Here is a 23,563-nt window from a genome sequence, read left to right on the forward strand (position 1 = left end):
CAATAGTCGTCTTTTAAAATAGTAAGGGGATGAGGAAATGACTAATAGTAGTAAATTGCAGAAAGAGCTGAATAAGGAAGAATGTCATCCCGTCGATAGGGAAATTTGCTTAGCATCACCCATGCCGATGTTCGTGATCAATAAAGAGTTGAAAATTGTCTTTGCAAATGGAGAAGCATGTGAAACACTGCAGACTACGAAAGAAAGGGTTGTAGGCACACTGTTCAGTAACTTCTTTTCTTCTGTTCCGGCCCCGATTGTAGCTCATTATAAGGAAGTTATGGAAACCGGAAAGAACCTTGAAGATGAAACCTTAATGAATGTTAATGATAAGAAAATCATCCATATTGAATTATTGCTTAAAAAATCGACCATTTCTCCTAATGCCTATTTGTACTTCAAAGATGTAACGGCACTAAAGGAAAAAGAGCGGAAAGACCATATGAATGTCCATTTATTATCGAATATTTTTCAAAATGCATCAGAAGGAATCGTTCTATTTGATATTGAAGGAAATATTAACGACGTGAATCAGGCGTTCAGTTCACAAGTCGGATTGGAAAAGGATGAAATCACAAACAGGAACATAAGCTCATTTATCCCTGAAAGTGCGCATTATAAGGTTGAAAAGATAAAAGAACTGATTTCTCAAAACAAAAAAGCCCGTGGGGAAATTCCAATAAAAAAATCACACAGCATTTCAATTGTGGAATTTACGACAAGTCCGTATGTGCATCATAAGCTACATATGGCTATTCTTAGGGATGTGACCGAGAAGAGGCAGATGGAAATACAATTAAAACGAAACGAAGAGTTGTTCAAAGGTTTATTTGAAGAAGCGATTGATGCAATCGTGCTATGGGATCAAGATGGCAGAGTACTTAAAGCGAACTCTTCTGCCCTGAAGATCTTTGAATGCTCCCTTTCAGAGCTTCTTTCGAAGAAGATACGTGACTTTGTATATCCTCTTGAAAGCCAAAAGTTTGATTTAGTCATGGAACAGTTAAACAGGAGCGGTGCAGTAAGGGATGAAGTGCTGTTTCTAATGCCAAACAATCAGTTGAAGCATTTGGAATTCACTTCTAAACTTCATTCCGTTGATGGGTATAACATGACGATCTTCCGGAATGTCAGTGAGCGTTATCAAATGGAAAAAGAACTACGGGAAAGCGAGGAGAGGTTCAGGAAGATTTTCGAAGGTTCACTGGACGGCCTGATTCTTACCAATCATAATTATGTTGTCGTAGACGCAAATCCTGAAGTGAGTAGGATCATTGGTATCGAGAAAGATCACTTAATCGGTAAAGATGTACGTGAAATATTGAATATAGAACCCGGTGAAGAATCATATGATGAATACTTACAACAATTGAAAGAAGACGGGCAGGCGACGTTTTTACAAACGTTGACTTCTCAAAGGGAGAAGGTCCAATACATTGAGCTTTCATCCAAGTACAATTTACTCTCTAATTTAAATTTAACGATCATTCGTGACATTACAGAACAAATTGAAATGCAGGAGCAGTTGAGAAAGTCAGATACATTGAGTGTAGTTGGGGAGCTTGCTGCAGGGATTGCACATGAAATCAGAAATCCAATGACCGCCCTTAAAGGCTTTATTCAATTGTTGGAAAATAGTGTGGGTCAAGATCATGAGATGTATTTTAATGTGATTACTTCTGAGTTTCAGCGAATTGAATCCATCATTACAGAGTTCCTCGTATTGGCAAAGCCACAAGCGATTCAATATCAAGAAACGAATTTAATCAGGATCATGAAAGATACCGTTGAACTACTAAGCGCTCAGGCAGTCATGCACAATGTACAGTACGAGGAGAGTTACCAAGCGGATCTCCCAACCATCATAGCAGAGCCAAATCAGTTGAAGCAGGTATTCATAAATGTCATCAAGAATGCGATTGAAGTCATGACGGACGGTGGATTCATTTCCATCCGGATCCAAGAGACGGATGATGAAATGATTCACATTCGCATAAAAGACCAGGGTGGCGGGATTTCAAAGGATAAGATTAAAAAGCTTGGTGAACCTTTTTACACAACGAAGGAACGGGGAACTGGACTTGGTTTGATGGTAAGCTTTAAAATAATTAAAGAGCATAAAGGAAGCGTTCAGGTTGAGAGTATCGTCGGGGAAGGGACCATCTTCCACATTTATCTCCCTAAATCGTAAAGGAGTCCTGGATAATGTCATATGATTCTATTGTAATGAAGAGTCCGATTGGAATGTTAGAACTTCAAGCGGATCAGAGCCATCTAATTTTGGTGCAATTTTTAGAAAATGATTCACGAGCGGATTTTCACACCGAGAATCCAATATTACTAAGAGCACAAGAACAGATCACAGAATTCTTTAAGGGGGAGAGAACAGAATTTGATCTCCCCCTGAAGATAGAGGGAACGTCTTTTCAGAAGGACGTATGGAACACCCTGCAACAGATTCCGTTTGGTGAAACCAGGTCATATCAGGATGTTGCCGAAGCGATTCAAAGACCTAAAGCTGTCAGGGCAGTAGGGCAAGCGAATAAAGCCAACCGATTCCCCATCATCATTCCATGTCACCGTGTCATTGGAAAGAATAAAACACTTACAGGCTATGCCGGTAAGCAGGTGGATAAGAAAGAAACCTTATTGTTATTAGAAAAATAGAATGAATAACAGGCATTCTCCCTAGGGAGGATGCCTGTTTTTTAAAATTACTGATTGATTCCTTTATCTATTTAGATTATCATCTAATTAGATAGTAATCTAATTAGAGAGGAGGAGACATGTTGCAATTAAGTAAACAGGTGGCTTTCCATAAAACGATGGGGGATCCGACGCGGATAAAAATTGTCTATTTGCTGGCATCAGAAAGCTTGCATGTAGGAGCAATTGCGGGAAAACTTGGACTCACCGCCCCGACAATATCCCACCACCTAACGAAACTCAAAGAGTGCAATCTTGTTTATTCACGAAGAGAGAAGAACACTGTTTACTACTATTTGAATAAAAAAGTCCTGAGTCATCATGGAAATGTCCTTCATCAGTTTGCTTAGGGAGAGGAAGGGGAAAGTGTGATGTCAGAGAATTTATTGAAAGAAAAACAAAAGGTGATGAATAATTTCCTGGAGAAGAATGGACGGATTAAAACGATTCCTTCTCAACAAAAGAAGAAATTATTTATTTTGGAACATATGGTGGAAGGATTAAAGGTGGGAGAAAAATATAAGGAAAAAGATTTGAATGAATATATTCAGCAATTCCATGAAGACTTTGCGACCTTAAGAAGAGAATTTATCATTCATCAGTTCATGTACCGGGAAAATAGCATTTATGAAGTGAATCCGAGGGAAATGTGGGCGTCGACAAAGTTATTTGTGGAATAATGTGAAAGCCAAAAGAAGAGCAGGAGGAAGCTCTTCTTTTGGCTATTATTTAATACCTATGGTTTGTTGAATACTTTCTTCGAAGCGAGGGTACAGGACACCTTTTTCCGTGATGATGCCGGTAATCAGTTCATGAGAAGTAACATCGAATGCAGGGTTATAAACAGGAACGTTTCCTGGCGCAATCAACGTCCCGCCGAGCGTTGTAATCTCCTCCCGGTTTCGCTCTTCAATGGGAATATCATTTCCATTGGAGCTGGATAAATCGAAAGTGGAAGAAGGAGCTGCGACATAAAAAGGTATATTGAAATGTTTACACAAAATGGCAAGCATGGACGTTCCGATTTTATTTGCAGTATCCCCGTTGGCAGAAATCCGGTCAGCCCCGACAATCACGGCTTCTATACCTTTTTCTTTCATGGTATGGGCAGCCATGCTATCTGTGATGAGAGTGACATTTACTCCTGATTGCTGTAACTCCCAAGTTGTCAGGCGGGCTCCTTGCAGAACGGGCCTTGTCTCACAAGCATAAACCTGAAACGCTTTTCCTTTTTCTCTTCCTAAATGAAAAGGTGCCAATGCGGTACCGTATTTACTCGTTGCAATGGACCCGGCATTACAGATGGTCATAACGACTTGTTTATCCTTCAATACACTCAAACCATTTTCTCCTATAAGACGGCAGACTGCCTCGTCTTCTGCATGAAGCTGGATGGCAGCATGGAGTAAGTTGGTTTTAGCTTCATTAACTGAAGAAACATTCTCTAACACCTTTTCTAAATGGTTCAAAGCCCAAACCAGGTTGACTGCTGTAGGGCGTGAATCTGCGAGATATTTTTTGTCACGTTGAAACAGGTCGATAAATTCCTCTAGCGTTTTTACTTCATACTGACATGCAGACTGGGCTAAGCCGTAAGCAGCCGTGATGCCAATGGCAGGTGCACCTCTCACTTTTAGTGTGATAATCGCATCATAATAGTCTTCAATGGTCGTCAGTTTAATGTACTCCACTATGTTAGGCAGTTTTTGTTGGTTAAGGATCAATAAATAATCTTCATGCCACTCTAGTGAAGTTGGTATGGTCAATGTTTGTGTCATGATAAACTCCTTTTGGTTATTCAGAATGGGATTTTAATATGGACAGAAGCTTTTCAATCGAAAAGATCTGTTTTCGTTTTATTATCAGTTCCTTACCGAGTGTCAAGCAGGTCCGCTTTGCCTGTAATCTTCGTGCTTTATCCGGTATGCCATCCAGATCTTCTACATGAGCGAGGCCGATCGTTCTTCTGATGCATTCGCATCCTGCAAAACCGATGCTGTCTTGAAAGCTCTTCTCCAATACAAATTCAAGGTAGCCATTCACTTTCGTGTAGGCGTCTCCGCTTTCCTTCCAATGCTTGGAGAACGCAGTGGAGAAGACGTTCCAGGTATTCTCAATGTGATAGAGAATCGTTTCCTTCTCTTCAGGTTTTGAAATGGCCAGGAAAATAAGGTTGGCAATGAACTGTCCAATATCAAAGCCAATCGGTCCATAAAAGGCAAACTCGGGATCAATTACTTTCGTTTGATTCTTATCTACAAAGATGCTTCCCGTATGAAGATCTCCATGAAGAAGTGCTTCTCCTTCAGTAAGAAAGCTCTTTTTCAATTTGGCCACTTCAAGCTTCAAGGTGAAATCATCCCATAGATGTTGGACATCCTGGGAAAGCTCTTCTTCAAAATCGTTGGTTTCACTGTTGAAAAAAGGGTCCGTGAATACTAGGTCCTCAGTGATTTTACACAACTCAGGATTTGAAAATTCTTTCACGTACTCCTTTTTCTTAAAAGGATGAAGGGCATAATCAGAGGTGAAATATAAGGTATTAGCTAAAAATGTTCCAATGTCATGGGAGAGCCTGGGATACACTTCTCCTTTGATAAGGCCTGCCCGGGCAATGGTCAGTGCACTCAAGTCTTCCATGACTGTAATCGCAAGTGTCGGATCAGAGTAGTACACTTCAGGAACGAGGTCCCCTACAAATGATTGCTGAAGCTTAAGGGCACTCGCTTCTATTCTTGCCCGTTCGATTGTCAACGGCCAGCTTTCGCCTACAACCTTCGCATATGGAAGGGCTTGTTTGATGATGATTCCTTTTCCTGTTTCCTGTTCTAATACTCGAAAGACCAGATTTAAATTCCCGTCTCCAATTTCTTCACACGTTAAGAGAGTGCCGTCCTCAAAAATTCGTAAGCCAATCGCCAGTGCAATTGCCGCCTGTTCAGTTAGTGGTTGATATGCATTGAGTTTCGTAATTGCCATCATCGTTCCTCCTTATAGTACAGACTTATGAAAGACTGTGTTGTGGAGGCTTTTCCGTGGCATAAGAAAAGCCTCTTTCATGTTCGAAAGAGGCTTGAAGAAGGTATCTTCGTCGCCTCTTATCTCTCAGAAAGACTATCTTTCTGTTGGAATTAGCACCGTGCCTTACTGGATCATTCAATCCGGCGCATGCTGCGCCCCGTTATACAACGGTATTATGGTCGGTTGCTGGGCTTCATAGGGCCAAATCCCTCAGCCAGCTCTTGATAAGAGTTGCGTTAACTATTTAATTAAACTTTCAGAATGTTTCATTTGATTTGAATAGTACCATCGAAGTATTTTCCATGTCAACGTTTTTTTGAAAAATAACCTTTTTAATAAAAATCCGGTCTTCGATCCTGGAATATCGGAATTTTATTTCGGACCTTTTCTACTTCCTGTAAATTGATTTCAGCTGTAACCAATTCTTCCGCTTGCGATCCTTTTGAAAGAACTTCTCCCCATGGATCAATGATGAGGGAACAACCGCCGAATTCATTGTTCGGGTCACTTCCCACCCGGTTGCAGGCAATCACGAAGCATTGGTTTTCAATCGCTCTTGCCTTTAAGAGGGTCTGCCAATGATCAATTCGTGCTGCCGGCCACTCTGCTACGACAAAAACAACCTTGGCACCTAAAAGAACTTGTTTTCTGAACCATTCCGGGAAACGGATGTCGTAACAAATCAATCCGGCCATTTCTGTGTCTTGAAGGGTGAAGATGCCATCTTCATGCCCAGGAAGTAAATAATGATGTTCATCCATTAATTTAAACAAGTGAAGCTTCGAATACTTTTTCACCAACTCGCCTTTTGAATTCGTAACTAGGAGTGTATTGGACACCCCCTCCTGGGATTTCTGCGCAACAGAACCACCTACAATGTGAATGGAATATTTCTTCGATAGTGCAGAAAGGAAGGAGGTAGAGTCTTTTGCTCCTTCATCAGCGATTTCATCCATTCTCGTAAGGTCATATCCAGTCGTCCACAGCTCAGGAAGCACAACGGTATTACAGCCGTCGTCACTTGCTTTTTTAACCCATTCTTCTACTTTTTGCTTGTTTTTTTCGGGATTCCCGAACACAATATCAATTTGTGCAAGACCTATCTTTTGAATCATTTCTTTCACCTCATTAATGACTTTTTGGAATTTATTCCTTTACATTCTTTATTTTCCGTTATATCATTTGTGACTAGAATTTGAAAGTAATTAATTTTCAAAAAAATGTAGTAGGTGAGCAAATGAAAACCTTTAGTAAAGCAAAGCGATTAGATTTATTACCTGAACAATTTTTCGCATCCCTCGCCAAAACAGTGAATGCTGTGGTCAAAGAGGGACATGATGTCATTAATTTGGGCCAGGGAAATCCGGATCAACCGACTCCTCAACATATTGTGGAAAAACTGACAGAAGCCGCAGCTTCGCCGTCCAATCATAAGTATCCTCCATTTCGTGGCTTATCGTCCTTTAAAGAGGCGATCTCTGCTTTCTACCTTCGTGAATATGGTGTGGAATTAGATCCGGAAACAGAGATCGCTGTGCTGTTCGGAGGAAAGGCGGGGTTAGTTGAAATCCCTCAATGTTTATTGAATCCTGGTGATGGGGTATTGGTGCCCGATCCCGGTTATCCCGATTATTTATCAGGGGTAGCATTGGCAGGTGCACGTATGATTAAAATGCCTCTACGTGAGGAGAATGGCTTTCTGCCTGATTATAGTGAACACTCCCGTAATGAGCTGGAAAATGCAAAGTTGATGTTTCTGAACTACCCGAATAATCCTACTGGAGCGACTGCCACAAAATCATTCTTTGAAGAAACAGTCACTCTTGCCAATCAGCATGATATTTGTGTTGTACATGATTTTGCCTATGGAGCGATAGGGTTTGATGGAAATAAGCCAATAAGTTTCTTGGAAACAGATGGAGCAAAGGATGTGGGGATTGAGATATATACATTATCGAAAACGTATAATATGGCTGGCTGGAGAGTGGGGTTTGCTGTAGGGAATAAGAGTGTCATAGAAGCGATCAACCTCCTTCAAGACCACTTATACGTGAGTCTGTTCGGTGCTATTCAAGAAGCGGCTGCCACAGCCCTTTTAAGTTCCCAGGAATGTGTGCATGCACTGGTAGCAACATACGAAGAAAGAAGAAAACTATTAATCTCCGGACTTCAGGAAATAGGGTGGGACGTAAAAGCTCCACAAGGTTCCTTCTTCGCCTGGCTGAAAGTACCTGAGGGGTTCACCTCTGTAGAGTTCTCTACTTATTTACTTGAAGAAATCAAAGTCGCTGTAGCCCCGGGGGTAGGTTTTGGTGAATTCGGTGAAGGGTATGTGCGCGTAGGACTATTAACCACAAATGAGCGGATAAAAGAAGCGATTTCACGTATAGAAAATTTAGAATTATTCCACAAAAGGGATTGACAGAAGGTGAAATTGGTGCAATAATCCAACTGAAATAATGAATAATGAAATTCTTATCAAGAGCAGGCGGAGGGACCAGCCCTATGAAGCCCGGCAACCGACTTATTCAAGCACGGTGCTAATTCTTGCAGCTATTAAGCTGACAGATAAGAAAGAGCGAAATTATCAAACCTCTTCTTATTTGGAAGAGGTTCTTTGTTTGCCCAGGCCTATGAAATCAACTTGCGGCTAAGAATAGCATTTTCAAAAGGAGGAAGGACAACAATGAGTGAAGTGATAGCCACATATGAAATAAATGGAAAGAGTGGTTCGTTCGATAAAAAGGCAGAGGGGATCGCCCTGGGATTGACGGTCGGTTCATGGACGGACTTACCGCTCCTGGAACAGGATCAATTGCGCAAGTACAAGGGGAGGGTCGTTTCCGTGAAGGAGTGGGAAGAGGAAGATGGCCCCAGAGGCAAGGTTCAAATTGGCTATCCCGGTCATAATTATTCAAATGATATCCCAGCTATCCTTACTACGGTATTCGGCAAGCTTTCCCTGGATGGTGAAGTGAAATTAGTAGATGTAGAGTTTTCCAGTGACTTAAAAAAAGCCTATCCTGGACCACGGTTTGGAATAGAAGGAATCAGGAAGCTAACGGGTGTACAAGACAGACCCTTGTTAATGAGCATCTTTAAAGGTGTAATCGGAAGGGACCTTCCCTACCTTGAAACCCAATTAAGGGCACAGGCTCTTGGGGGAGTTGACGTAGTAAAAGACGATGAAATTCTCTTTGATAATTCACTGACTCCTTTCACTGAGAGGATCAATATCGGGAAAAGAGTGTTACACGAGCTGTTTGAAGAGACAGGTAAGAAAACGATGTATGCTGTAAACCTGACTGGAAGGACTTCAGAATTACGTGATAAAGCAAGAAAAGCACGTGATCTAGGAGCCCATGCCCTTTTATTCAATGTATTTTCTTACGGGCTGGATGTTCTACAGGAATTAAGGGAGGACCCTGAGATCAGGCTGCCGATTATGGCCCATCCTGCATTCGCAGGTGCTGTTGCTTCATCTCCTGCATATGGTGTGAGCTATTCTTTATGGTTAGGGAAATTCCTGCGAATGGCCGGAGCTGATTTTTCTTTATTTCCATCTCCATACGGAAGTGTCGCACTAGAGAAAAGCAAAGCTCTATCCGTAAGCCATGAGTTAACGAAGGATGACGACCATCTAAGAAGAGTATTGCCCGTGCCGTCAGCAGGCATTCATCCTGCGCTTGTCCCGCTTTTGATGAAGGATTTTGGTGTAGATTGTGTCATTAATGCAGGTGGTGGCATCCACGGTCACCCAGATGGGGCAATTGGAGGGGGAAAGGCATTCGTCCAAGCAATTGATGCAGTTTTAAGAGATGAGTCCCTGACTGATGCTTCAGATTCCCATGATGAGCTTCGTAAAGCACTATCCCTATGGGGAGAGGAGGTAAAGGTATAATGACGCGTCCGATCATTTTCTGTGATTTTGATGGAACAATTACAGAAACGGATAATATCATTTCGTTGATGAAAACCTTTGCTCCTCCAGAATGGGAACCTGTCAAAGACGACATCTTAAATAAGTCGTTGTCCATTAAAGAAGGAGTCAGCAAGCTGTTTTCACTCATTCCTTCATCACAGAAAGAGGAAATGATTCAGTATCTATTAGACACAGCAGTCATACGTAAAGGGTTTAAGGAATTTGTAGATTATACAAAGGAACAGGAGATTCCTTTGTATATCGTTAGCGGTGGAATTGACTTTTTTGTTCATCCTTTACTAAAAGAATTTGGGCCTTTTAATGGGGTTTATTGTAATGAAGCAAGCTTTAACGACTCAACCATAGTGATTCATTGGCCACATCCATGTGATGATCACTGTGAAAGTAAAGGTTGTGGATGCTGCAAGCCTTCCATCTTGAGGATGTTGTCTTTAACAGAAGATACGGAGGTCATTGTGATAGGGGATTCTGTCACAGATATCGAAATGGCAAAGCTTGGAGATACTGTGATCGCCAGAGATTATTTGGCACATACATGCGAAGAAAAAGGAATCCCCTATTATCCGTTTGAATCCTTTCAAGATTGCATGAAAGTCATAAAAAAAGGAGTGAAAATATGAATTCCTATCAATCTCAATGGGAAGAACTCGCTGATATCAAAAGGGAACTGGCAGAGAGGGATTGGTTTATGGGAACGAGCGGGAATCTTGCCATACGAGTGAATTCTATACCTGCTGCGTTCCTGGTTACGGCAAGTGGAAAGGATAAAAGGAAACAAACCGATGAAGATTTCCTGCTCGTAAATGCTCAAGGTGAGGCCATTCAGGATACTACTGCACGACCATCGGCCGAAACATTGCTGCACAGTCATGTTTTCACAGAAAGCTCAGCAGGATGCAGCTTACACGTCCATACTGTGGCGAATAATGTAATCAGTGAACTGTATGGGGATGAAGGTGTCGTCACATTTAGAAACCAAGAATTAATAAAAGCGTGGGATAAATGGGAGGAAGATGATTCTTTATCCATTCCAATCATTCGTAATCATGCACATATCCCGACGCTTGCCCGGGAGTTTCAATCCTTTATTAAAGAAGACAAAGGGGCGGTGCTCATTCGCAACCACGGTATAACGGTATGGGGAAGAACCGGTTTTGAAGCTAAGAAACTATTGGAAGCTTGTGAGTTTTTATTTCAATATCAACTCACTCTTTTATCTTTAACGAATTCGAGAGCAATTACTAAAGGAGGAGTCAGATTATGACGACAATTAAAATTCAAGGGAAAAACCAAGTCATTGATAATCAAGAAGAAGTAGTGAAGTATTTAAGTGAACAAGGAGTCATTTATGAACGTTGGAATATCGAAAAGCTCGTAGAAGGTCTAAGGGACCAATTTGCTTTAACCGAAGAGGATAAAGCCGAAATTCTGTCTACTTTTAAAGAGGAAATTGAAGATATTTCAGAGCGAAGAGGATATCAGGCTTGGGATGTGATCTCCCTTTCCGAGCGCACACCAAATCTTGAAGAACTTTTAAGGAATTTCCTACAGGAGCACCATCACACTGATGATGAAGTCCGTTTTATTGTAAACGGCCATGGCGTATTTGTCATTCAAGGAAGTGATGGTGATTTCTTTGAAGTGCATCTGAACCCGGGTGACTTAATTTCAGTCCCTGAAAACATCCGCCATTATTTTACATTAAGCGAAGATAAGCAAGTAGTTGCCGTCCGTATTTTCGTCACGCAGGAGGGATGGGTACCAATCTATTAAAATATTTTTCAGGATAGACAAAGAGTAGAATCGATTGTCTATCCTTTTGTTTTTATCAGGGGAGATATTTGACGGAAAATGTCTAATTAAGAAACATTACTAGTTATTTTGTCTTGTTTTGCGAATCTATTTACTTTTCTGATAATACTTGCGATAATGCTCAAGTAACGATTTAACTTAATAAAGGCTAGGAGCTAAAAAGGAGTTTATTAGAAATGGGTCGTCTACTAAAACAGAAGTGGTTATTAATGAGAATTAATCAAAAACGTTCAGAAATGATTGGGTTGGGAGAGAGTTTAGGATTATGTGCAGCGGAGACAATCAAATGCAGTCAGCAATTAGATCAGCTTTTGAACGACTATGAAAAGTGCACAAATAAGATTGTATCAATAACCCTCCAAGAAACATCAAACGAATTTGGGCAATACATTAAGAACTTATTAAAACGAACTGCTTCTTGAGACTATTCATCAAGTTCTTCCCTCACCATTAAAGGTTTATCAGAAAAAACAAATCTCCAACAAAATCCACACTTATATCAAAACAATCAACTTAATTTGTCGTTATTTAATAAACGAGGGACGGTGCGCAATATGCAAACCGTCCTTCGTTTATTGTATACTGAGGGGTCTATCGTATTTGACAATAACAGCTTTTATTTGTATAATATTTTGAAACTGAGATATTTAATTTTTAAAGGAATGAATGCCATGATCGAACCTCAGGATACAAAACAATCATTAAAGCTTTTCATTGTCTTGTCAAGAGCTTTCAAAGCCTTAAATGAAGAGATAAATAAAAACATTCAGGAGAACGGTTTGAATCCTACTGAATTTGCCGTCCTGGAGCTTCTTTATCATAAGGGAGATCAGCCTTTGCAACAAATTGGCGGTAAGATTCTATTAGCTTCCGGCAGCATAACGTACGTGGTGGATAAGCTTGAACAAAAGGGCTACCTGAAGCGCAATGCTTGTCCCAAGGACCGTCGTGTTACGTATGCTCAAATAACAGAAAGCGGCAGAAAGTTAATTGATGAGATATTCCCCAATCACGAAAATCGGATTCATGAACTGATGTCAGCTCTATCTCCTGATGAGAAGAAAGAAACGATAGAAATGCTGAAGAAATTAGGATTATCGATTAAAGACTTGTCGTACTGAGTCGATCTTCCTGTACCCCGTCTTTCACGAGACGGGGCTTTTATTTTGTATAAAAGCACGTCTCTTCTCTATCGATTCCATTATTTCTATTTCTTGAAATTCGATATTACAATAAACAGGAGATTTTCTATCATAGGTCGAATTACTATAATCGGGATTATATTAAGAGGAGGCACTAGTATGAAGTTTGATCAGTTTACATATGAAAGGCCAAATTTAGAAGAGATTAAACCTGTTTTTCAACAATTACTTGATAAATTCAAGTCTGCATCCAATGTTCAAAAACAGGTGGAAGCCATGAAGGAACTGAATGATATACGTTTGAACATCGATACCATGCAAAATATTTGCTATATCCGGCATTCAATCGATACCAATGATGAGTTTTACAAAAAAGAGCAGGATCATATCGATGAAATGATGCCTGAGGTTCACGGGATGGTGACGGAATATTACAAAGAACTCGTAAACTCTCCTTATCGTAAAGAAGTAGAAGAAAAGTGGGGAAAGCAGCTATTCGCTCTGGCAGAAAGCGAAATGAAGACTTTTTCTCCTGACATCGTGACTCTACTACAGAAGGAAAATAAGTTATCTTCTCAATATACAAAACTGATGGCGTCTGCCAAGATTCCATTTGAGGGGGAAGAAAGAACATTGGCTCAGATGGGCCCATTCACACAATCTGTCAATCGGGAAACAAGAAGAGAGGCCGCTCAAGCGACCGTTGCTTTCTTTGAAGAGAATCAAGAAGAATTAGATCGTCTATTTGATGAGTTAGTCAAGGTGCGTCACACGATTGCTACTACTCTAGGGTATAAGAACTTTGTTGAACTCGGTTACTATCGCATGACGAGAACAGATTATACGCCTGATATGGTAAAGGTTTTCCGCGATCAAGTGAAGAAGCATATCGTTCCTCTGGCTACTGAACTTAAAGAAAGACAAGAAAAGCGCATCGGGATAGATTCAATGAAGTTTTATGACGAAGGCTTTAAGTTCACTTCCGGCAATGCGGTTCCTAAGGGAAGTCCTCAGTGGATCATTGATAATGGCAAAAAGATGTACGAAGAACTGTCTCATGAAACAAAGGAATTCTTTGATTTCATGATTGAGCATGATCTCATGGATCTGGAAGCGAAGAAAGGAAAAGCTGGAGGAGGTTACTGCACGTACATTGCAAACCATGAGTCTCCATACATTTTCTCGAACTTCAATGGAACCTCAGGGGATATCGATGTTTTGACCCATGAAGCAGGTCATGCGTTCCAGGTATACTCCAGCAGAGGGTTCGATATCCCGGAATATATTTGGCCAACGTATGAAGCGTGTGAAATTCATTCCATGAGCATGGAGTTCTTCACGTGGCCGTGGATGAATTATTTCTTCGAAGAGGATACAGACAAGTATCAATTTTCCCATTTAAGTGAAGCACTGCAATTTCTTCCTTACGGTGTGGCAGTTGATGAGTTCCAGCATTTTGTGTATGAGAACCCTGAAGCTTCCCCGTCTGAACGGAATGCCGCATGGAGAAAAATTGAAATGGAATACCTTCCCCATAAGGACTACGATCATATTTCGTATTTAGAAAATGGGGGATTCTGGCAGCGCCAATCCCATATTTATAATTCTCCATTCTATTATATCGATTATACATTGGCTCAAATTTGCGCATTCCAATTCTGGAAGAAAATGAATCTTAATCGTGAGGAAGCGTGGAATGACTATGTTGACCTTTGTAAACTCGGGGGAAGCCTTTCATTCACAGGGCTTGTAGAAGCAGCCAAGCTCGATTCTCCGTTCCAGGAGGGGACAGTGGAGAAAGTCATTGAACCGATAAGACAATGGTTAAATGGAATAGATGATCAATCTTTATAAAGTAATAGGGCAGCCGTATTTTTATGGCTGCCTCTTTTGTTTGGGTTCTTATACAATTCCGGAAGAATTATGTTCTTTTGCTTCTGATTTTCTCTGCTTGTACATATGGTGAAGTAGAAGGTTGTCAGAGGTGATGGTATGAAAAAATTAGCTGGGTCGTTTCAAATCGCTGCAGTATATGTTGGTACCGTAATAGGAGCCGGATTTGCAACGGGAAGGGAAATTGTAGAGTTTTTCACCCGGTTTGGCTTTGTCGGGTTTATTGCGATTTTATTAAGCGGGTACTTATTTATTACAATGGGAACGAAGATTATGCTTAAGTCCCATGATATCAAAGCAAAGTCCTTTGAAGAATTTAATGAATATCTATTTGGAAAATGGTTTTCTAAGTTTATGAATATCGTCATGATGATTATGCTGATTGGGGTTTCCGCGGTAATGCTTTCAGGAGCGGGGGCTGTTTTTCAAGAGCAGCTTTTGCTACCCAAGCAATTAGGGATACTGCTGACGATCGGACTTGGATTCATCACGATGATGGTTGGGATCAAAGGGCTTTTTGCAGTCAATACGTTCGTTGTTCCTCTTATGATTGTCTTTAATCTTTTCTTGATGGTTTATTCTGTTCGAAACGCAGCTTTTTTAGAAGCATTTCTTATGATACCGCATGCAGAGGATGGGTGGAAATCCGTAGTAGCGCCATTTTCATACGTGGCCTTTAATCTGGCCATGGCTCAGGCTGTGCTCGTTCCCGTTGCCGGAGAAGTGAAAGACCGGGAGACCATTAAGTATGGAGGATATCTTGGTGGTTTTTTCCTTACACTGATCCTTATTTCAAGTCATATAACTTTAGTCTTGATCCCGGATGTGACACAATACCAAATTCCAATGGCTGTGGTGATGAAATCCTTTGTAGCCGGCTTTTATATTATTTATATCATCATCATTTATGGTGAGATCTTCACATCGGTGATAGGGGGGGTATTTGGTCTGGAGAAACAATTAACGAATTACTGGAAGGGCTCTTCGTTAATGACTTTTACGGGTATCTTTTTGGTGATTTATTCGTTAAGCTTTTTTGAATACAGTGAACTTTTATCGTACTTATACCCTCTTTTTGGGTATATGAGCTTATTATTCATCATTCTTCTTTGGATGAAACCCAATAAATAATCATCTAGGTGAGAGTAAAATGCGGTTCTGCTGCTCATGTTAATAGAGACAAATGAAAAAGGAGTGGCCAACATGACGCAATCAAAACACGAAAAAGAAAGACAGTGGAATGTAAGAAAGCAGGAACAGCATCCTCATGGCAAAGTTTCATCCTTCAAAGAGCTTTCAGAAGGAAAAAAAGAAAAAGAATAAGAAAAAACGGATGCTTCGCTTCGGGCATCCGTTTTTTCTTGGTTCCAATCACTCTTCTTTCTTATGATGGTAAGAGTCGCTTGTCTTATATTGTTCGGGGAAATATTTATTTCTCACTTCATCCTTATCCCAATCTGTTTGCATGCAAGCAGCAGCCAGTTCATCCAGATGCCTCATGATGTACTGCATATCGAGATTTTGGAGGCTGTCGTAATCGATTCCTTCCAGTATGTAGTCTTTAAATGTCCACACCATACGCTTCGTTTCTTCACTATTATTTTCCCCTATCATTCTCAGAGAACGCAGAATTTCGGCAATTATGGATATGTCCTGCTTTCCGTAATGTCTTAACTGGTAAAAGCTCTTGTATAGATAATCACCAAAGGTCGGCTGTTCCAAAATAATCCGAACATTGTTTTCTTCATCTGATAAATATGAGCTTGGAAGCTTGTGTTTAGCAAGCTTAGATAGAATGATCCCGATTTCTTCTATGCAGTTTTTTGCCGTGTTAGGGTCATTAATGGCGGGGGAAATGGCTCTTAAGGCTATTTCAACCAGCTTTCTTATCCCTAGTTCAATGTCTTCCATGGGCTCTTTATCAGGCCCAAAAACGAGGTATTCCAAGTAATCTTCTACATCTATGTCTTTATTCGTCGTCCATGCTGTCATGACAGGGGTTCCTTGAAGTAAGTATTCACCAGGTGTTTTCACCATGCGGATAACTGCTTCATCACTAGCAGCTTTAGTGAGCATTCCTTCAATATTAATCTGTTGTAAGTACCCCGATTGTTCACTATATACCAAAATGGGCTCCGTATCTTCAAAGAGCGCCTCATTAAAGGTTGAAGGCTGTTCATTAATGGCATTCTTTCTATATAAATAACTATTATCGATTTTTTGATTCGTTTTGATTGTTATATTATGTATTAAATTACTTACCTTCACCCAATTTGAAACATGATGAACAAAGTAGACAAAAACAAATAAACAAATAATCGCTACTATACCGGCAAAGGCCGAAGAAATATATAATTTTTGTCCGGACTCGTCCTGAAGGAGAACCAATAAAGTGATGCAGTACACCACACCTGACACAAATATGGCTAGAACCCGTTGTGTAGGACGATCATTAATGAAGTTCTGAAGGGTCCTTGGTGAATATTGGGATAAAAAGGTGGTTAACACGACCATAATCGTTGAAAAGGTAATCGTGGTCATGGTCATGATCGAAGAAGCTATCGTACTGATAATGGTCATGGATAAATCAAAATTGGAAAACAGTACCTTAGGGAACAAAGGGTAATCATGCTGACTCAACCACCAATCAAAATAGAAGGTGATGAGAGCAAGAACTAATGAGATGAGTGAAAATAAAAATGGTACAAACCAAAAACTTTTCCTGGCTTTGTTAATAATGTGAATATTTAAATTCATGATGGGGTCCACCTTGCGCTACAGTATGCTATAAGAGTATCCTTAATGGCATTTCCGTAAACCTTTCTCTTGTTTAAGAGTTCAATTTAAAAAGGTGGAGTTTCGTTCTCCACCTTTTAGAAAATCGTACTATGCTTCAATTATTTTATAGTTTTTATGATTAACGACTGTTTTTTCTTCAAGTTCAAGGTCCCGATAATTTTTCATATACGTTAGATCAACGATAACCGAGTTTTCATTTACTTTCTCTACAATGCCTTTTAAACCTTCTCTAAATTCAATCACATTTCCAATTTCTGCTTTTTTCATCAGAGGTCGCCCCTTTTTGCCAAAATTCTACAAACAATTACTAATATTTTGACGTAAACTCAAGAAAAGGTAAAGAGTTTTCTAAAAATTTCATCAAAAAAATTATTCTTGAGGTTTACATCCTTTTAAACCTACAATAGAGACATTCAGGATGGAGGTTTGGATATGAGTGAAACAGAAATTCTTGAACAACTACAATTATTGCGTACAAGAGAAGTGGAAGAAATAAGAGTGATGAAAGAAGACTTTCTCACCTTTCGATCTGTGCTCGTTAAACAAGAGGATTTTAAACAGTTTCGTGGAGTGGCTCAGCATGGCGGTAATATTCTTTATCACTATTTAGATACACCACGAAGTTAGAAGAAGCGGGGGTGAGATCCCCCGTTTTTTTTCTGGTTCATATCCAATATATGTAGCACTATGGTTATTTAGAATGTATTGCCAAGGTAGAAGGTAAGGCCGGTGGAAACCATTACCTGATGAAATTCAGTATATTCGTTGTTATCTTAGTGAGGAGCGCTAATTAGGAGGTAGAAATATGATTAAGAAAAGCTTACTAGCGGGGATTGCAGCACTTTCGATTGTTTCATTCTCTACTCAAACTATTGCAGCTAAGGGAGTTCACACTGTAGAAAATGGTGAGTCTCTTTGGGATATAGGTAAGGAGAAATCTGTATCTGTCCTTCAACTAAAAAAAGTGAACGATTTGAAATCGAATGAAATTCATCCAGGTCAAACGTTAGCAATACCAGAAAATGAAGTAACGAATGAAGATCGTGAGTTACTTGCAAAACTGGTTCATGCAGAAGCTAAAGGAGAGCCATATGCTGGTAAAGTGGCTGTGGCAACCGTTGTTTTAAACCGAGTGGATTCCACTGAATTCCCAGGCTCTATTAAAGAAGTAATCTACCAGGTAGCAAACGGTCATTATGCCTTTTCACCCGTTCAAAACGGGGAAATCAACCAAGCGCCTTCTCAGGAATCGAGAGACGCGGTTCAAGAGGCTATGGCTTTCAGGGGTCAGGGACAAGGTTCCCTCTTCTTCTATAATCCAGTCACATCTACAAGCGATTGGATTACCAATAGAGACACATTGCTAACCATTGGAAAACACCGCTTCGCAAAATAATCATTACGCAGGATTTCATATAATATCAAAATAGCGTTCTGATACTTTTTACTTTTCTCTACGTGAAATTAATAGTAAAATAGAGTAAAGAAAAAGAGGTGATGTTGGTGAATGGGACCATTGTGACTCGAATTGAAACGGTAAGATGGAAGATGATACAGTCAGGCGTCCGTTTTGGGCTCAGCAGTCCAGCCACCATTCAACTTAGTAAAGAGCTGGATGCTTTAATCAATATTCATCAGCGTAATGATATTAATAAAACGACAAAAAATAAGATAGTACAATAAATAAAAGGATTAATCTTGGAATGTCCCGGCATTTCCAAAGGTTAATCCTTTTCTATTGTCTGGGAGAGGTTTTAGGCAATGGGGAAGGGGTATGCTTATTAGGGAGAATGAACAGTGAATCGCGAATGGAAATTTTTAGATAAAGGGAGATGATAAGATTGAAAGATAAAATTGTTTGCATAACAGGAGGAGCGAATGGGATCGGTAAAACGCTTGTTGAAGAATTTGCAAAGCAAGGCGCAGTTGTTGAATTTATGGACATGGATGTGAATCAAGGGGAGGGATTATCCCTGCAACTCAATTCAGAAGGTTATTCAACACGGTTTCATGAAGTGAATGTGGGAGTCTATCAACAGGTAAAAGATGTCTTTTCAAAGATAAAAGAAGATCATGGCGTGGTGGACGTACTTATTAATAATGCAGGTGTTTCGAAGTTCATTTCCTTTTGGGAGATGGACCATGAAGAATGGGACAGCATTCTATCGTCAAACTTAAGTAGCGTCTACTATTGCAGTAGGGAAGGGGCCGCTTTAATGAAGAACCGGGGTGGTTGCATTATTAATATGGCTTCTACCAGAGCTTCAATGTCAGAACCGGATACGGAAGCCTACTCTGCAACAAAAGGAGGCATTGTGAGTTTGACTCATTCAATGGCCGTCACACTGAGTGATGTGGGCATACGGGTGAATTCAATAAGTCCGGGGTGGATTCAAACAGAAGATTATGATTCATTACGGGACAGGGACCATGACCAGCATCCTTCGGGCAGAGTCGGAAAACCCGAAGACATAGCAAGGGCGTGCCTGTTTCTCGCTCATCCTGATAATGATTTCATTACAGGAGAAAACCTAGTGGTGGATGGTGGAATGACAAGGAAGATGATCTATGAGCATTAAAATGATTCAGATAGATCAAGGGATTTTCCTAGCTCATGCTTCACACTCTCTTTCTCTTTGTAAACAACTGTAATCTGGTAAAAAAGAGCCTATCACCCACCAACACGGTGAAAGTGGTCGGCTTTTTGTATGAAAAGGGATAATTTAACAACGAATTATGATAGAATTAGAAAAGTTATATTTTTCTGAAATTCAATTAATATTGTTGAATGTAAAGAGGGGGAAAAAGATGAATCCATTAGATTCATTAAAAAGAGAAATGAACAAAGTGCTAGTGGGGAAAGACAAAGAGATAGACCTATTAATGATTGCATTACTTCAAGAAGGGCATGTTCTGTTGGAAAGTGTGCCCGGCACAGGCAAAACACTGCTAGCCAAAACATTCAGTCATTGTATTGATGGGGCATTTAAAAGAATTCAATTCACTCCTGACGTGTTACCGAGTGATGTAACAGGAATACAATTTTTTAATCCAAAAACACAAGAATTCGAATTAAGAACGGGACCGGTTGTCACGAACGTCTTACTGGCTGATGAAATTAACAGGGCGACCCCGAGAACACAGGCAAGCTTACTGGAAGTCATGGAAGAAAAGCAAATCACCATAGACGGGCAAACCGTCTTATTAGTGCCCCCATTTATAGTGGTGGCCACGCAGAATCCTATAGAATCTCAGCAAGGGACATTTCCACTGCCTGCTGCACAGCTGGACAGGTTTTTATTGAAGATTCCGTTTACATATCCTGATTTTGAAGAAGAGAGAATGATCTTAACCCGATTTAAAATAAATCATCCTTTAAGTGAAGTCAAAAAAGTGGTTACATTATCTGAAATACAAGAAATGGAAAATCAAGTGAAGCAAGTACATGCTGACTCAGATATAGAGACATATATTTTACAGATGACAAGGGGGACGCGGGAGCACGAATGGATTGAGACTGGTGCGAGTCCAAGAGCAAGTTTGGCATTGCTAAAAGCATCTCAGGGACAGGCGTTTATCGAAGGGCGAGATTTTATTCGCCCTCAGGATGTAATGCAGGTAGCTCCCTATGTATTGCAACACAGGGTCCAATTAACAGCAGAAGCCTCATTGACAAAAACGAATGAAGAAGTAATGAAGCAATTAGTAGAGATGGTAAATCTTCCGGTTGAAACGAGGTAGTGGTTGTGGATTGGAGACGTGAAATCATAGAAGATCCTTATAATTCACTGAGTGAAATTCTTCTCATTATTGCCGTAGGAGCATGCTTTATCTTTCAATTGTATACAGGACTTTCCGTTTTCCTCTTCTGTTTACTATATTTCAGGGCTCATAAATGGTATTTGGATAAAATTGGGGTGGGGATCAACCTTGTAAATAAGTCAAAACGAGTGAGGCTTCATTGTCAAGAGGAGGGGTACTGGGATTTCCATATTGAAAATCATGGGCTTCCGGTTTGGGGAGCCACTCTGAAACTATCCTTTAAAGATATTGTTGTGCCGATTTCTCATCCTTATGAGTCCTATCATGGGAACATGATTGAAGTGTCGATTCCGTTCTCCATGGAAAATGGAGTGAAAGGTATGGTCCGATTACCGATTAAGGGCAGACGAAGAGGTCTTTGTCGTTTATCGAAAGTACAACTGGTCATTCCCCATCTGTTTGGAAGTGGGAAGGTGATCATGGATTTACAGAAGCCAGTCCCATCGACAATGATTGTTTTTCCGTCTCCTTCTCCAGTGAGACTTCTGAAAAACAGGGACTCGAATCGAAATGGGGAGTTATCTTCCCCTCACTCCCTATTTTTCGATGTTTTCCAGCCCATAGGTACCAGAGAATATGTTACTGGCGATCGCTTTCAAGATATTAACTGGAAGGCTTCTGCGAAAACCGGTCAGTTGCAAACAAAAGTATATACACCATCCATAAAGAAAGAGTGGATGATTGCTATTAATCTCTCAGATCGTTATTCCATTACCGGGCAGTTAGAGTCCATTATTAAACACACAGCTTATTTGATGCATCTCGCTGTAGAGAAAAATATTTCGTTTTCCTTGGTGTTAAATTCTAGAAGTCAGGGAAGCAGGCCTTATTATTACCTACCTACAGGAACAGGTAGAACGCATCAGCAAAAAGGATTGGAAATGTTGTCCACTTTATCGACGGATGAGTTCACCGTTCCATTTCATATCGTTTTACAGCACCTTCATATAAGGCAGCTTGTTCCGTCTGTCCTTATAGTAGGGGGATTGATGAACTCCAGGGAAAAAGAACGGTTGGTGAAGATTTCCATGAAAGAAACAGAAATCTTCATGTTGAAATCTGATGAAGAAGAAGGAGTTGTAACAATATGGAATCAAACATCGAAAATTCCTTCTTAACAAAATATTATCAGAGGCTAATCGTTAAGCTGGTATTGTTGCTGGTCATAGACTTATTATTCTCTCTATTAGTCGTAACTCTTTTCGTGTCAAGAGAGACTTTCCTCGGGAGTTATCTGCCGGTTGTCAGCCTTGTGCCAGTTTGCTTATTCCCTTGCATCATCATGTTTGTGAGGAGGGGACAAATACATCAAATTATTTTATATGGTCTTTTGTCTGCGCTACTTGTATTGGGAATCTTCATCTTTTCAGTATCCTGGTGGCTTTTTTCAATAATATTGTTGTATCTCCATTGGAGATTTGTTACCCATTTTCAGGGTGACGAGAATAATATTGACCTTAATAGCGGTGTGGTGCTGGCATTCATTTTTTTCTCCGCAGTATCTTTAATATTCAATTTAGTGAATGATTTGGGCAATGAGACTGTTATTTACTTTCTGCTCCTTACCCTGCTGTCTTCCATTGCAATAGGTACGGCAATTCAAAGAATGATGAGTCATTCCTCTTCACAATCTGGTATGTACAAGCAGTTGTTAAAGCCTTTAGTTATCTTGCTAGGTGTTATCTTCACTGCAGGAGGGCTGTCTTTCTTCATTCCATTCGTGAGGACGGGTTTCTATTGGGTTGTGGAAAAGGTTTTTTGGGTCATTTCATTTTTAATTGATCCAATCTTTCATCTGTTAGTCAAATTAAAAGATTGGGTAATGAGCCTCATTTCAAGTGATACCTTGGAGGGAAGGGGGATGAAGCTTGATAAGACAGATTTGAAGTCAATTCAGCAAAATGCCTTTTATGAAGGAATTACAATACCATGGTTAAAGGTAGTTTTGATTGGGGTTTTTCTTATAATCGTAATCAGCTATTTATTGAAAAAGAGGCAGATCACGATGGAAACGAATGATGTTGAGGATTCTATCTCACTTTTGACAACATTTACATCAAATCATAACGAGGAAAGAAAACAACCTATAAAAGCTGATTATTCCGATGCAAGCAACACCATCCGAAAGTCAATGAAGACTTTAGAAATAGAAGCTTCTTCGGTTAATTTGGGTAGAAATTCCAATGAAAATGTTCGTTCATGGTTTATGAGAATGAGGATTGTTGAAGGGGAGGAATTTTTTTCCCTTTATGAAAAGGTCAGGTACGGAATGAAAGATCCAAGTCAAGATGATGTCGATTACTTCACTAGTCAAATAAAGGTCCATATTTCTGAAATGAAAGATAGGAAAGATTATTAAAAGAAGCTAGTGCAGGCATGAGTGGTCCCCCTGTCCTAGCTCTTTTAAATTTTTTCCTATAGGGTA

The 23,563-nt window shown here is 40.1% G+C and carries 24 protein-coding genes, 1 pseudogene and 2 riboswitches; of the genes and pseudogenes, 20 read left to right on the forward strand and 5 right to left on the reverse strand.

Translation table 11 applies throughout. The features are described from left to right. Nucleotides 1-37 precede the first annotated feature (37 nt). The 3 genes and pseudogenes from RSX31_RS01795 (at nucleotide 38) to RSX31_RS01805 (ending at nucleotide 3,386) form a co-directional block, all read left to right on the forward strand. On the forward strand, nucleotides 38-2,191 hold the full coding sequence (locus RSX31_RS01795; RefSeq protein ID WP_148993450.1) for a PAS domain S-box protein: 2,154 nt from the start codon (nucleotides 38-40) through the stop codon (nucleotides 2,189-2,191). Between the two features lie 14 nt (nucleotides 2,192-2,205). Continuing rightward, a complete protein-coding gene (locus RSX31_RS01800) occupies nucleotides 2,206-2,667 on the forward strand; it encodes a methylated-DNA--[protein]-cysteine S-methyltransferase (RefSeq protein WP_148993451.1) in 462 nt (153 codons plus the stop codon). Nucleotides 2,668-2,789: 122 nt separating this feature from the next. Then, nucleotides 2,790-3,386, forward strand: a pseudogene (locus RSX31_RS01805) (DUF2087 domain-containing protein). 45 nt (nucleotides 3,387-3,431) lie between these two features. On the opposite strand, the gene mtnA reads toward RSX31_RS01805, so the two are convergent. The 3 genes from mtnA to RSX31_RS01820 all read right to left on the reverse strand — a co-directional run bounded on the left by mtnA (nucleotide 3,432) and on the right by RSX31_RS01820 (nucleotide 6,842). Continuing rightward, the gene (mtnA, locus tag RSX31_RS01810; RefSeq protein ID WP_148993452.1) at nucleotides 3,432-4,484 is read right to left on the reverse strand and encodes an S-methyl-5-thioribose-1-phosphate isomerase; all 1,053 of its coding nucleotides are present in this window, start codon (nucleotides 4,482-4,484) and stop codon (nucleotides 3,432-3,434) included. A gap of 16 nt (nucleotides 4,485-4,500) precedes the next feature. Further along, entirely contained in the window at nucleotides 4,501-5,685 is a 1,185-nt protein-coding gene (mtnK, locus tag RSX31_RS01815; RefSeq protein ID WP_315633011.1) for an S-methyl-5-thioribose kinase, read from the reverse strand. A 116-nt stretch (nucleotides 5,686-5,801) separates the two neighbouring features. After that, nucleotides 5,802-5,958: riboswitch (SAM riboswitch) on the reverse strand. Nucleotides 5,959-6,059: 101 nt separating this feature from the next. Beyond that, nucleotides 6,060-6,842: a carbon-nitrogen family hydrolase gene (locus RSX31_RS01820; protein ID WP_148993453.1), complete on the reverse strand. Its 783-nt coding sequence runs from the start codon at nucleotides 6,840-6,842 to the stop codon at nucleotides 6,060-6,062. 122 nt (nucleotides 6,843-6,964) lie between these two features. Between RSX31_RS01820 and RSX31_RS01825 the strand changes: the two genes are divergently transcribed. From RSX31_RS01825 to RSX31_RS01870, 10 genes are all read left to right on the forward strand, one after another. Continuing rightward, nucleotides 6,965-8,149: a pyridoxal phosphate-dependent aminotransferase gene (locus RSX31_RS01825; protein WP_148993454.1), complete on the forward strand. Its 1,185-nt coding sequence runs from the start codon at nucleotides 6,965-6,967 to the stop codon at nucleotides 8,147-8,149. Nucleotides 8,150-8,199: 50 nt separating this feature from the next. Further along, a riboswitch (SAM riboswitch) is annotated at nucleotides 8,200-8,302 on the forward strand. A gap of 111 nt (nucleotides 8,303-8,413) precedes the next feature. Next, nucleotides 8,414-9,628, forward strand: a complete 1,215-nt coding sequence (locus RSX31_RS01830; protein ID WP_315633014.1) for a 2,3-diketo-5-methylthiopentyl-1-phosphate enolase — start codon at nucleotides 8,414-8,416, stop codon at nucleotides 9,626-9,628. Continuing rightward, a complete protein-coding gene (locus tag RSX31_RS01835; RefSeq protein ID WP_315633015.1) occupies nucleotides 9,628-10,290 on the forward strand; it encodes a 2-hydroxy-3-keto-5-methylthiopentenyl-1-phosphate phosphatase in 663 nt (220 codons plus the stop codon). The genes RSX31_RS01830 and RSX31_RS01835 overlap by 1 nt, the downstream gene beginning before the upstream one ends. Beyond that, entirely contained in the window at nucleotides 10,287-10,934 is a 648-nt protein-coding gene (locus tag RSX31_RS01840) for a methylthioribulose 1-phosphate dehydratase (RefSeq protein WP_315633017.1), read from the forward strand. Before RSX31_RS01835 ends, RSX31_RS01840 begins: the two co-directional genes overlap by 4 nt. Continuing rightward, nucleotides 10,931-11,443, forward strand: coding sequence for a 1,2-dihydroxy-3-keto-5-methylthiopentene dioxygenase (locus tag RSX31_RS01845; RefSeq protein WP_315633019.1), 513 nt, complete (start codon nucleotides 10,931-10,933; stop codon nucleotides 11,441-11,443). Before RSX31_RS01840 ends, RSX31_RS01845 begins: the two co-directional genes overlap by 4 nt. Before the next feature lie 215 nt (nucleotides 11,444-11,658). Next, complete coding sequence (locus tag RSX31_RS01850) at nucleotides 11,659-11,904, forward strand: aspartyl-phosphate phosphatase Spo0E family protein (protein WP_262371606.1); 246 nt, start codon at nucleotides 11,659-11,661, stop codon at nucleotides 11,902-11,904. Between the two features lie 240 nt (nucleotides 11,905-12,144). After that, entirely contained in the window at nucleotides 12,145-12,603 is a 459-nt protein-coding gene (locus RSX31_RS01855; protein WP_148994259.1) for a MarR family winged helix-turn-helix transcriptional regulator, read from the forward strand. A gap of 180 nt (nucleotides 12,604-12,783) precedes the next feature. After that, nucleotides 12,784-14,478: a M3 family oligoendopeptidase gene (locus RSX31_RS01860; protein ID WP_148993459.1), complete on the forward strand. Its 1,695-nt coding sequence runs from the start codon at nucleotides 12,784-12,786 to the stop codon at nucleotides 14,476-14,478. A 138-nt stretch (nucleotides 14,479-14,616) separates the two neighbouring features. Next, nucleotides 14,617-15,648, forward strand: coding sequence for a YkvI family membrane protein (locus tag RSX31_RS01865; RefSeq protein WP_148968544.1), 1,032 nt, complete (start codon nucleotides 14,617-14,619; stop codon nucleotides 15,646-15,648). 72 nt (nucleotides 15,649-15,720) lie between these two features. After that, nucleotides 15,721-15,840, forward strand: coding sequence for a DUF6254 family protein (locus RSX31_RS01870; RefSeq protein ID WP_222928654.1), 120 nt, complete (start codon nucleotides 15,721-15,723; stop codon nucleotides 15,838-15,840). Between the two features lie 48 nt (nucleotides 15,841-15,888). Here the strand turns inward: RSX31_RS01870 and RSX31_RS01875 are convergent, their stop codons facing one another. Both RSX31_RS01875 and RSX31_RS01880 read right to left on the reverse strand, forming a co-directional pair. After that, entirely contained in the window at nucleotides 15,889-17,274 is a 1,386-nt protein-coding gene (locus tag RSX31_RS01875; protein WP_315633022.1) for a DUF2254 domain-containing protein, read from the reverse strand. Between the two features lie 129 nt (nucleotides 17,275-17,403). Continuing rightward, a complete protein-coding gene (locus RSX31_RS01880; RefSeq protein WP_148968546.1) occupies nucleotides 17,404-17,583 on the reverse strand; it encodes a YkvS family protein in 180 nt (59 codons plus the stop codon). A 165-nt stretch (nucleotides 17,584-17,748) separates the two neighbouring features. Between RSX31_RS01880 and RSX31_RS01885 the strand changes: the two genes are divergently transcribed. The 7 genes from RSX31_RS01885 (at nucleotide 17,749) to RSX31_RS01915 (ending at nucleotide 23,497) form a co-directional block, all read left to right on the forward strand. Next, the gene (locus RSX31_RS01885) at nucleotides 17,749-17,943 is read left to right on the forward strand and encodes a hypothetical protein (RefSeq protein WP_148968547.1); all 195 of its coding nucleotides are present in this window, start codon (nucleotides 17,749-17,751) and stop codon (nucleotides 17,941-17,943) included. Between the two features lie 178 nt (nucleotides 17,944-18,121). Then, nucleotides 18,122-18,712, forward strand: coding sequence for a cell wall hydrolase (locus RSX31_RS01890; RefSeq protein ID WP_315633024.1), 591 nt, complete (start codon nucleotides 18,122-18,124; stop codon nucleotides 18,710-18,712). A 107-nt stretch (nucleotides 18,713-18,819) separates the two neighbouring features. Further along, entirely contained in the window at nucleotides 18,820-18,999 is a 180-nt protein-coding gene (locus RSX31_RS01895) for an aspartyl-phosphate phosphatase Spo0E family protein (RefSeq protein ID WP_262371612.1), read from the forward strand. A gap of 152 nt (nucleotides 19,000-19,151) precedes the next feature. Next, entirely contained in the window at nucleotides 19,152-19,895 is a 744-nt protein-coding gene (locus RSX31_RS01900; RefSeq protein WP_397548073.1) for an SDR family oxidoreductase, read from the forward strand. A 229-nt stretch (nucleotides 19,896-20,124) separates the two neighbouring features. Next, the gene (locus RSX31_RS01905) at nucleotides 20,125-21,057 is read left to right on the forward strand and encodes an AAA family ATPase (protein WP_315633029.1); all 933 of its coding nucleotides are present in this window, start codon (nucleotides 20,125-20,127) and stop codon (nucleotides 21,055-21,057) included. Between the two features lie 5 nt (nucleotides 21,058-21,062). Further along, nucleotides 21,063-22,256 carry a DUF58 domain-containing protein gene (locus RSX31_RS01910; protein ID WP_315633031.1) on the forward strand — a complete coding sequence of 398 codons (1,194 nt, stop codon included), beginning with the start codon at nucleotides 21,063-21,065 and terminating at the stop codon, nucleotides 22,254-22,256. Nucleotides 22,257-22,999: 743 nt separating this feature from the next. Next, nucleotides 23,000-23,497 carry a hypothetical protein gene (locus RSX31_RS01915; protein ID WP_315633033.1) on the forward strand — a complete coding sequence of 166 codons (498 nt, stop codon included), beginning with the start codon at nucleotides 23,000-23,002 and terminating at the stop codon, nucleotides 23,495-23,497. Nucleotides 23,498-23,563: the final 66 nt, after the last annotated feature.

It is taken from the genome of Rossellomorea yichunensis, from assembly GCF_032337515.1.
Classification (GTDB): Bacteria; Bacillota; Bacilli; order Bacillales; family Bacillaceae_B; genus Rossellomorea; species Rossellomorea yichunensis.

Bases quoted from the DNA above. Each gene is read 5' to 3' on its own strand.
- mtnK (WP_315633011.1), bottom strand. From the start codon at position 5,685: ATGGCAATTACGAAACTCAATGCATATCAACCACTAACTGAACAGGCG.
- RSX31_RS01840 (WP_315633017.1), top strand. From the start codon at position 10,287: ATGAATTCCTATCAATCTCAATGGGAAGAACTCGCTGATATCAAAAGG.
- RSX31_RS01875 (WP_315633022.1), bottom strand. From the start codon at position 17,274: ATGAATTTAAATATTCACATTATTAACAAAGCCAGGAAAAGTTTTTGG.
- RSX31_RS01795 (WP_148993450.1), top strand. From the start codon at position 38: ATGACTAATAGTAGTAAATTGCAGAAAGAGCTGAATAAGGAAGAATGT.
- RSX31_RS01855 (WP_148994259.1), top strand. From the start codon at position 12,145: ATGAATGCCATGATCGAACCTCAGGATACAAAACAATCATTAAAGCTT.
- RSX31_RS01835 (WP_315633015.1), top strand. From the start codon at position 9,628: ATGACGCGTCCGATCATTTTCTGTGATTTTGATGGAACAATTACAGAA.
- RSX31_RS01845 (WP_315633019.1), top strand. From the start codon at position 10,931: ATGACGACAATTAAAATTCAAGGGAAAAACCAAGTCATTGATAATCAA.
- RSX31_RS01830 (WP_315633014.1), top strand. From the start codon at position 8,414: ATGAGTGAAGTGATAGCCACATATGAAATAAATGGAAAGAGTGGTTCG.
- RSX31_RS01905 (WP_315633029.1), top strand. From the start codon at position 20,125: ATGAATCCATTAGATTCATTAAAAAGAGAAATGAACAAAGTGCTAGTG.
- RSX31_RS01890 (WP_315633024.1), top strand. From the start codon at position 18,122: ATGATTAAGAAAAGCTTACTAGCGGGGATTGCAGCACTTTCGATTGTT.
- RSX31_RS01885 (WP_148968547.1), top strand. From the start codon at position 17,749: ATGAGTGAAACAGAAATTCTTGAACAACTACAATTATTGCGTACAAGA.
- RSX31_RS01865 (WP_148968544.1), top strand. From the start codon at position 14,617: ATGAAAAAATTAGCTGGGTCGTTTCAAATCGCTGCAGTATATGTTGGT.
- RSX31_RS01800 (WP_148993451.1), top strand. From the start codon at position 2,206: ATGTCATATGATTCTATTGTAATGAAGAGTCCGATTGGAATGTTAGAA.
- RSX31_RS01820 (WP_148993453.1), bottom strand. From the start codon at position 6,842: ATGATTCAAAAGATAGGTCTTGCACAAATTGATATTGTGTTCGGGAAT.
- mtnA (WP_148993452.1), bottom strand. From the start codon at position 4,484: ATGACACAAACATTGACCATACCAACTTCACTAGAGTGGCATGAAGAT.
- RSX31_RS01860 (WP_148993459.1), top strand. From the start codon at position 12,784: ATGAAGTTTGATCAGTTTACATATGAAAGGCCAAATTTAGAAGAGATT.
- RSX31_RS01825 (WP_148993454.1), top strand. From the start codon at position 6,965: ATGAAAACCTTTAGTAAAGCAAAGCGATTAGATTTATTACCTGAACAA.
- RSX31_RS01915 (WP_315633033.1), top strand. From the start codon at position 23,000: ATGAAGCTTGATAAGACAGATTTGAAGTCAATTCAGCAAAATGCCTTT.
- RSX31_RS01870 (WP_222928654.1), top strand. From the start codon at position 15,721: ATGACGCAATCAAAACACGAAAAAGAAAGACAGTGGAATGTAAGAAAG.
- RSX31_RS01850 (WP_262371606.1), top strand. From the start codon at position 11,659: ATGGGTCGTCTACTAAAACAGAAGTGGTTATTAATGAGAATTAATCAA.
- RSX31_RS01880 (WP_148968546.1), bottom strand. From the start codon at position 17,583: ATGAAAAAAGCAGAAATTGGAAATGTGATTGAATTTAGAGAAGGTTTA.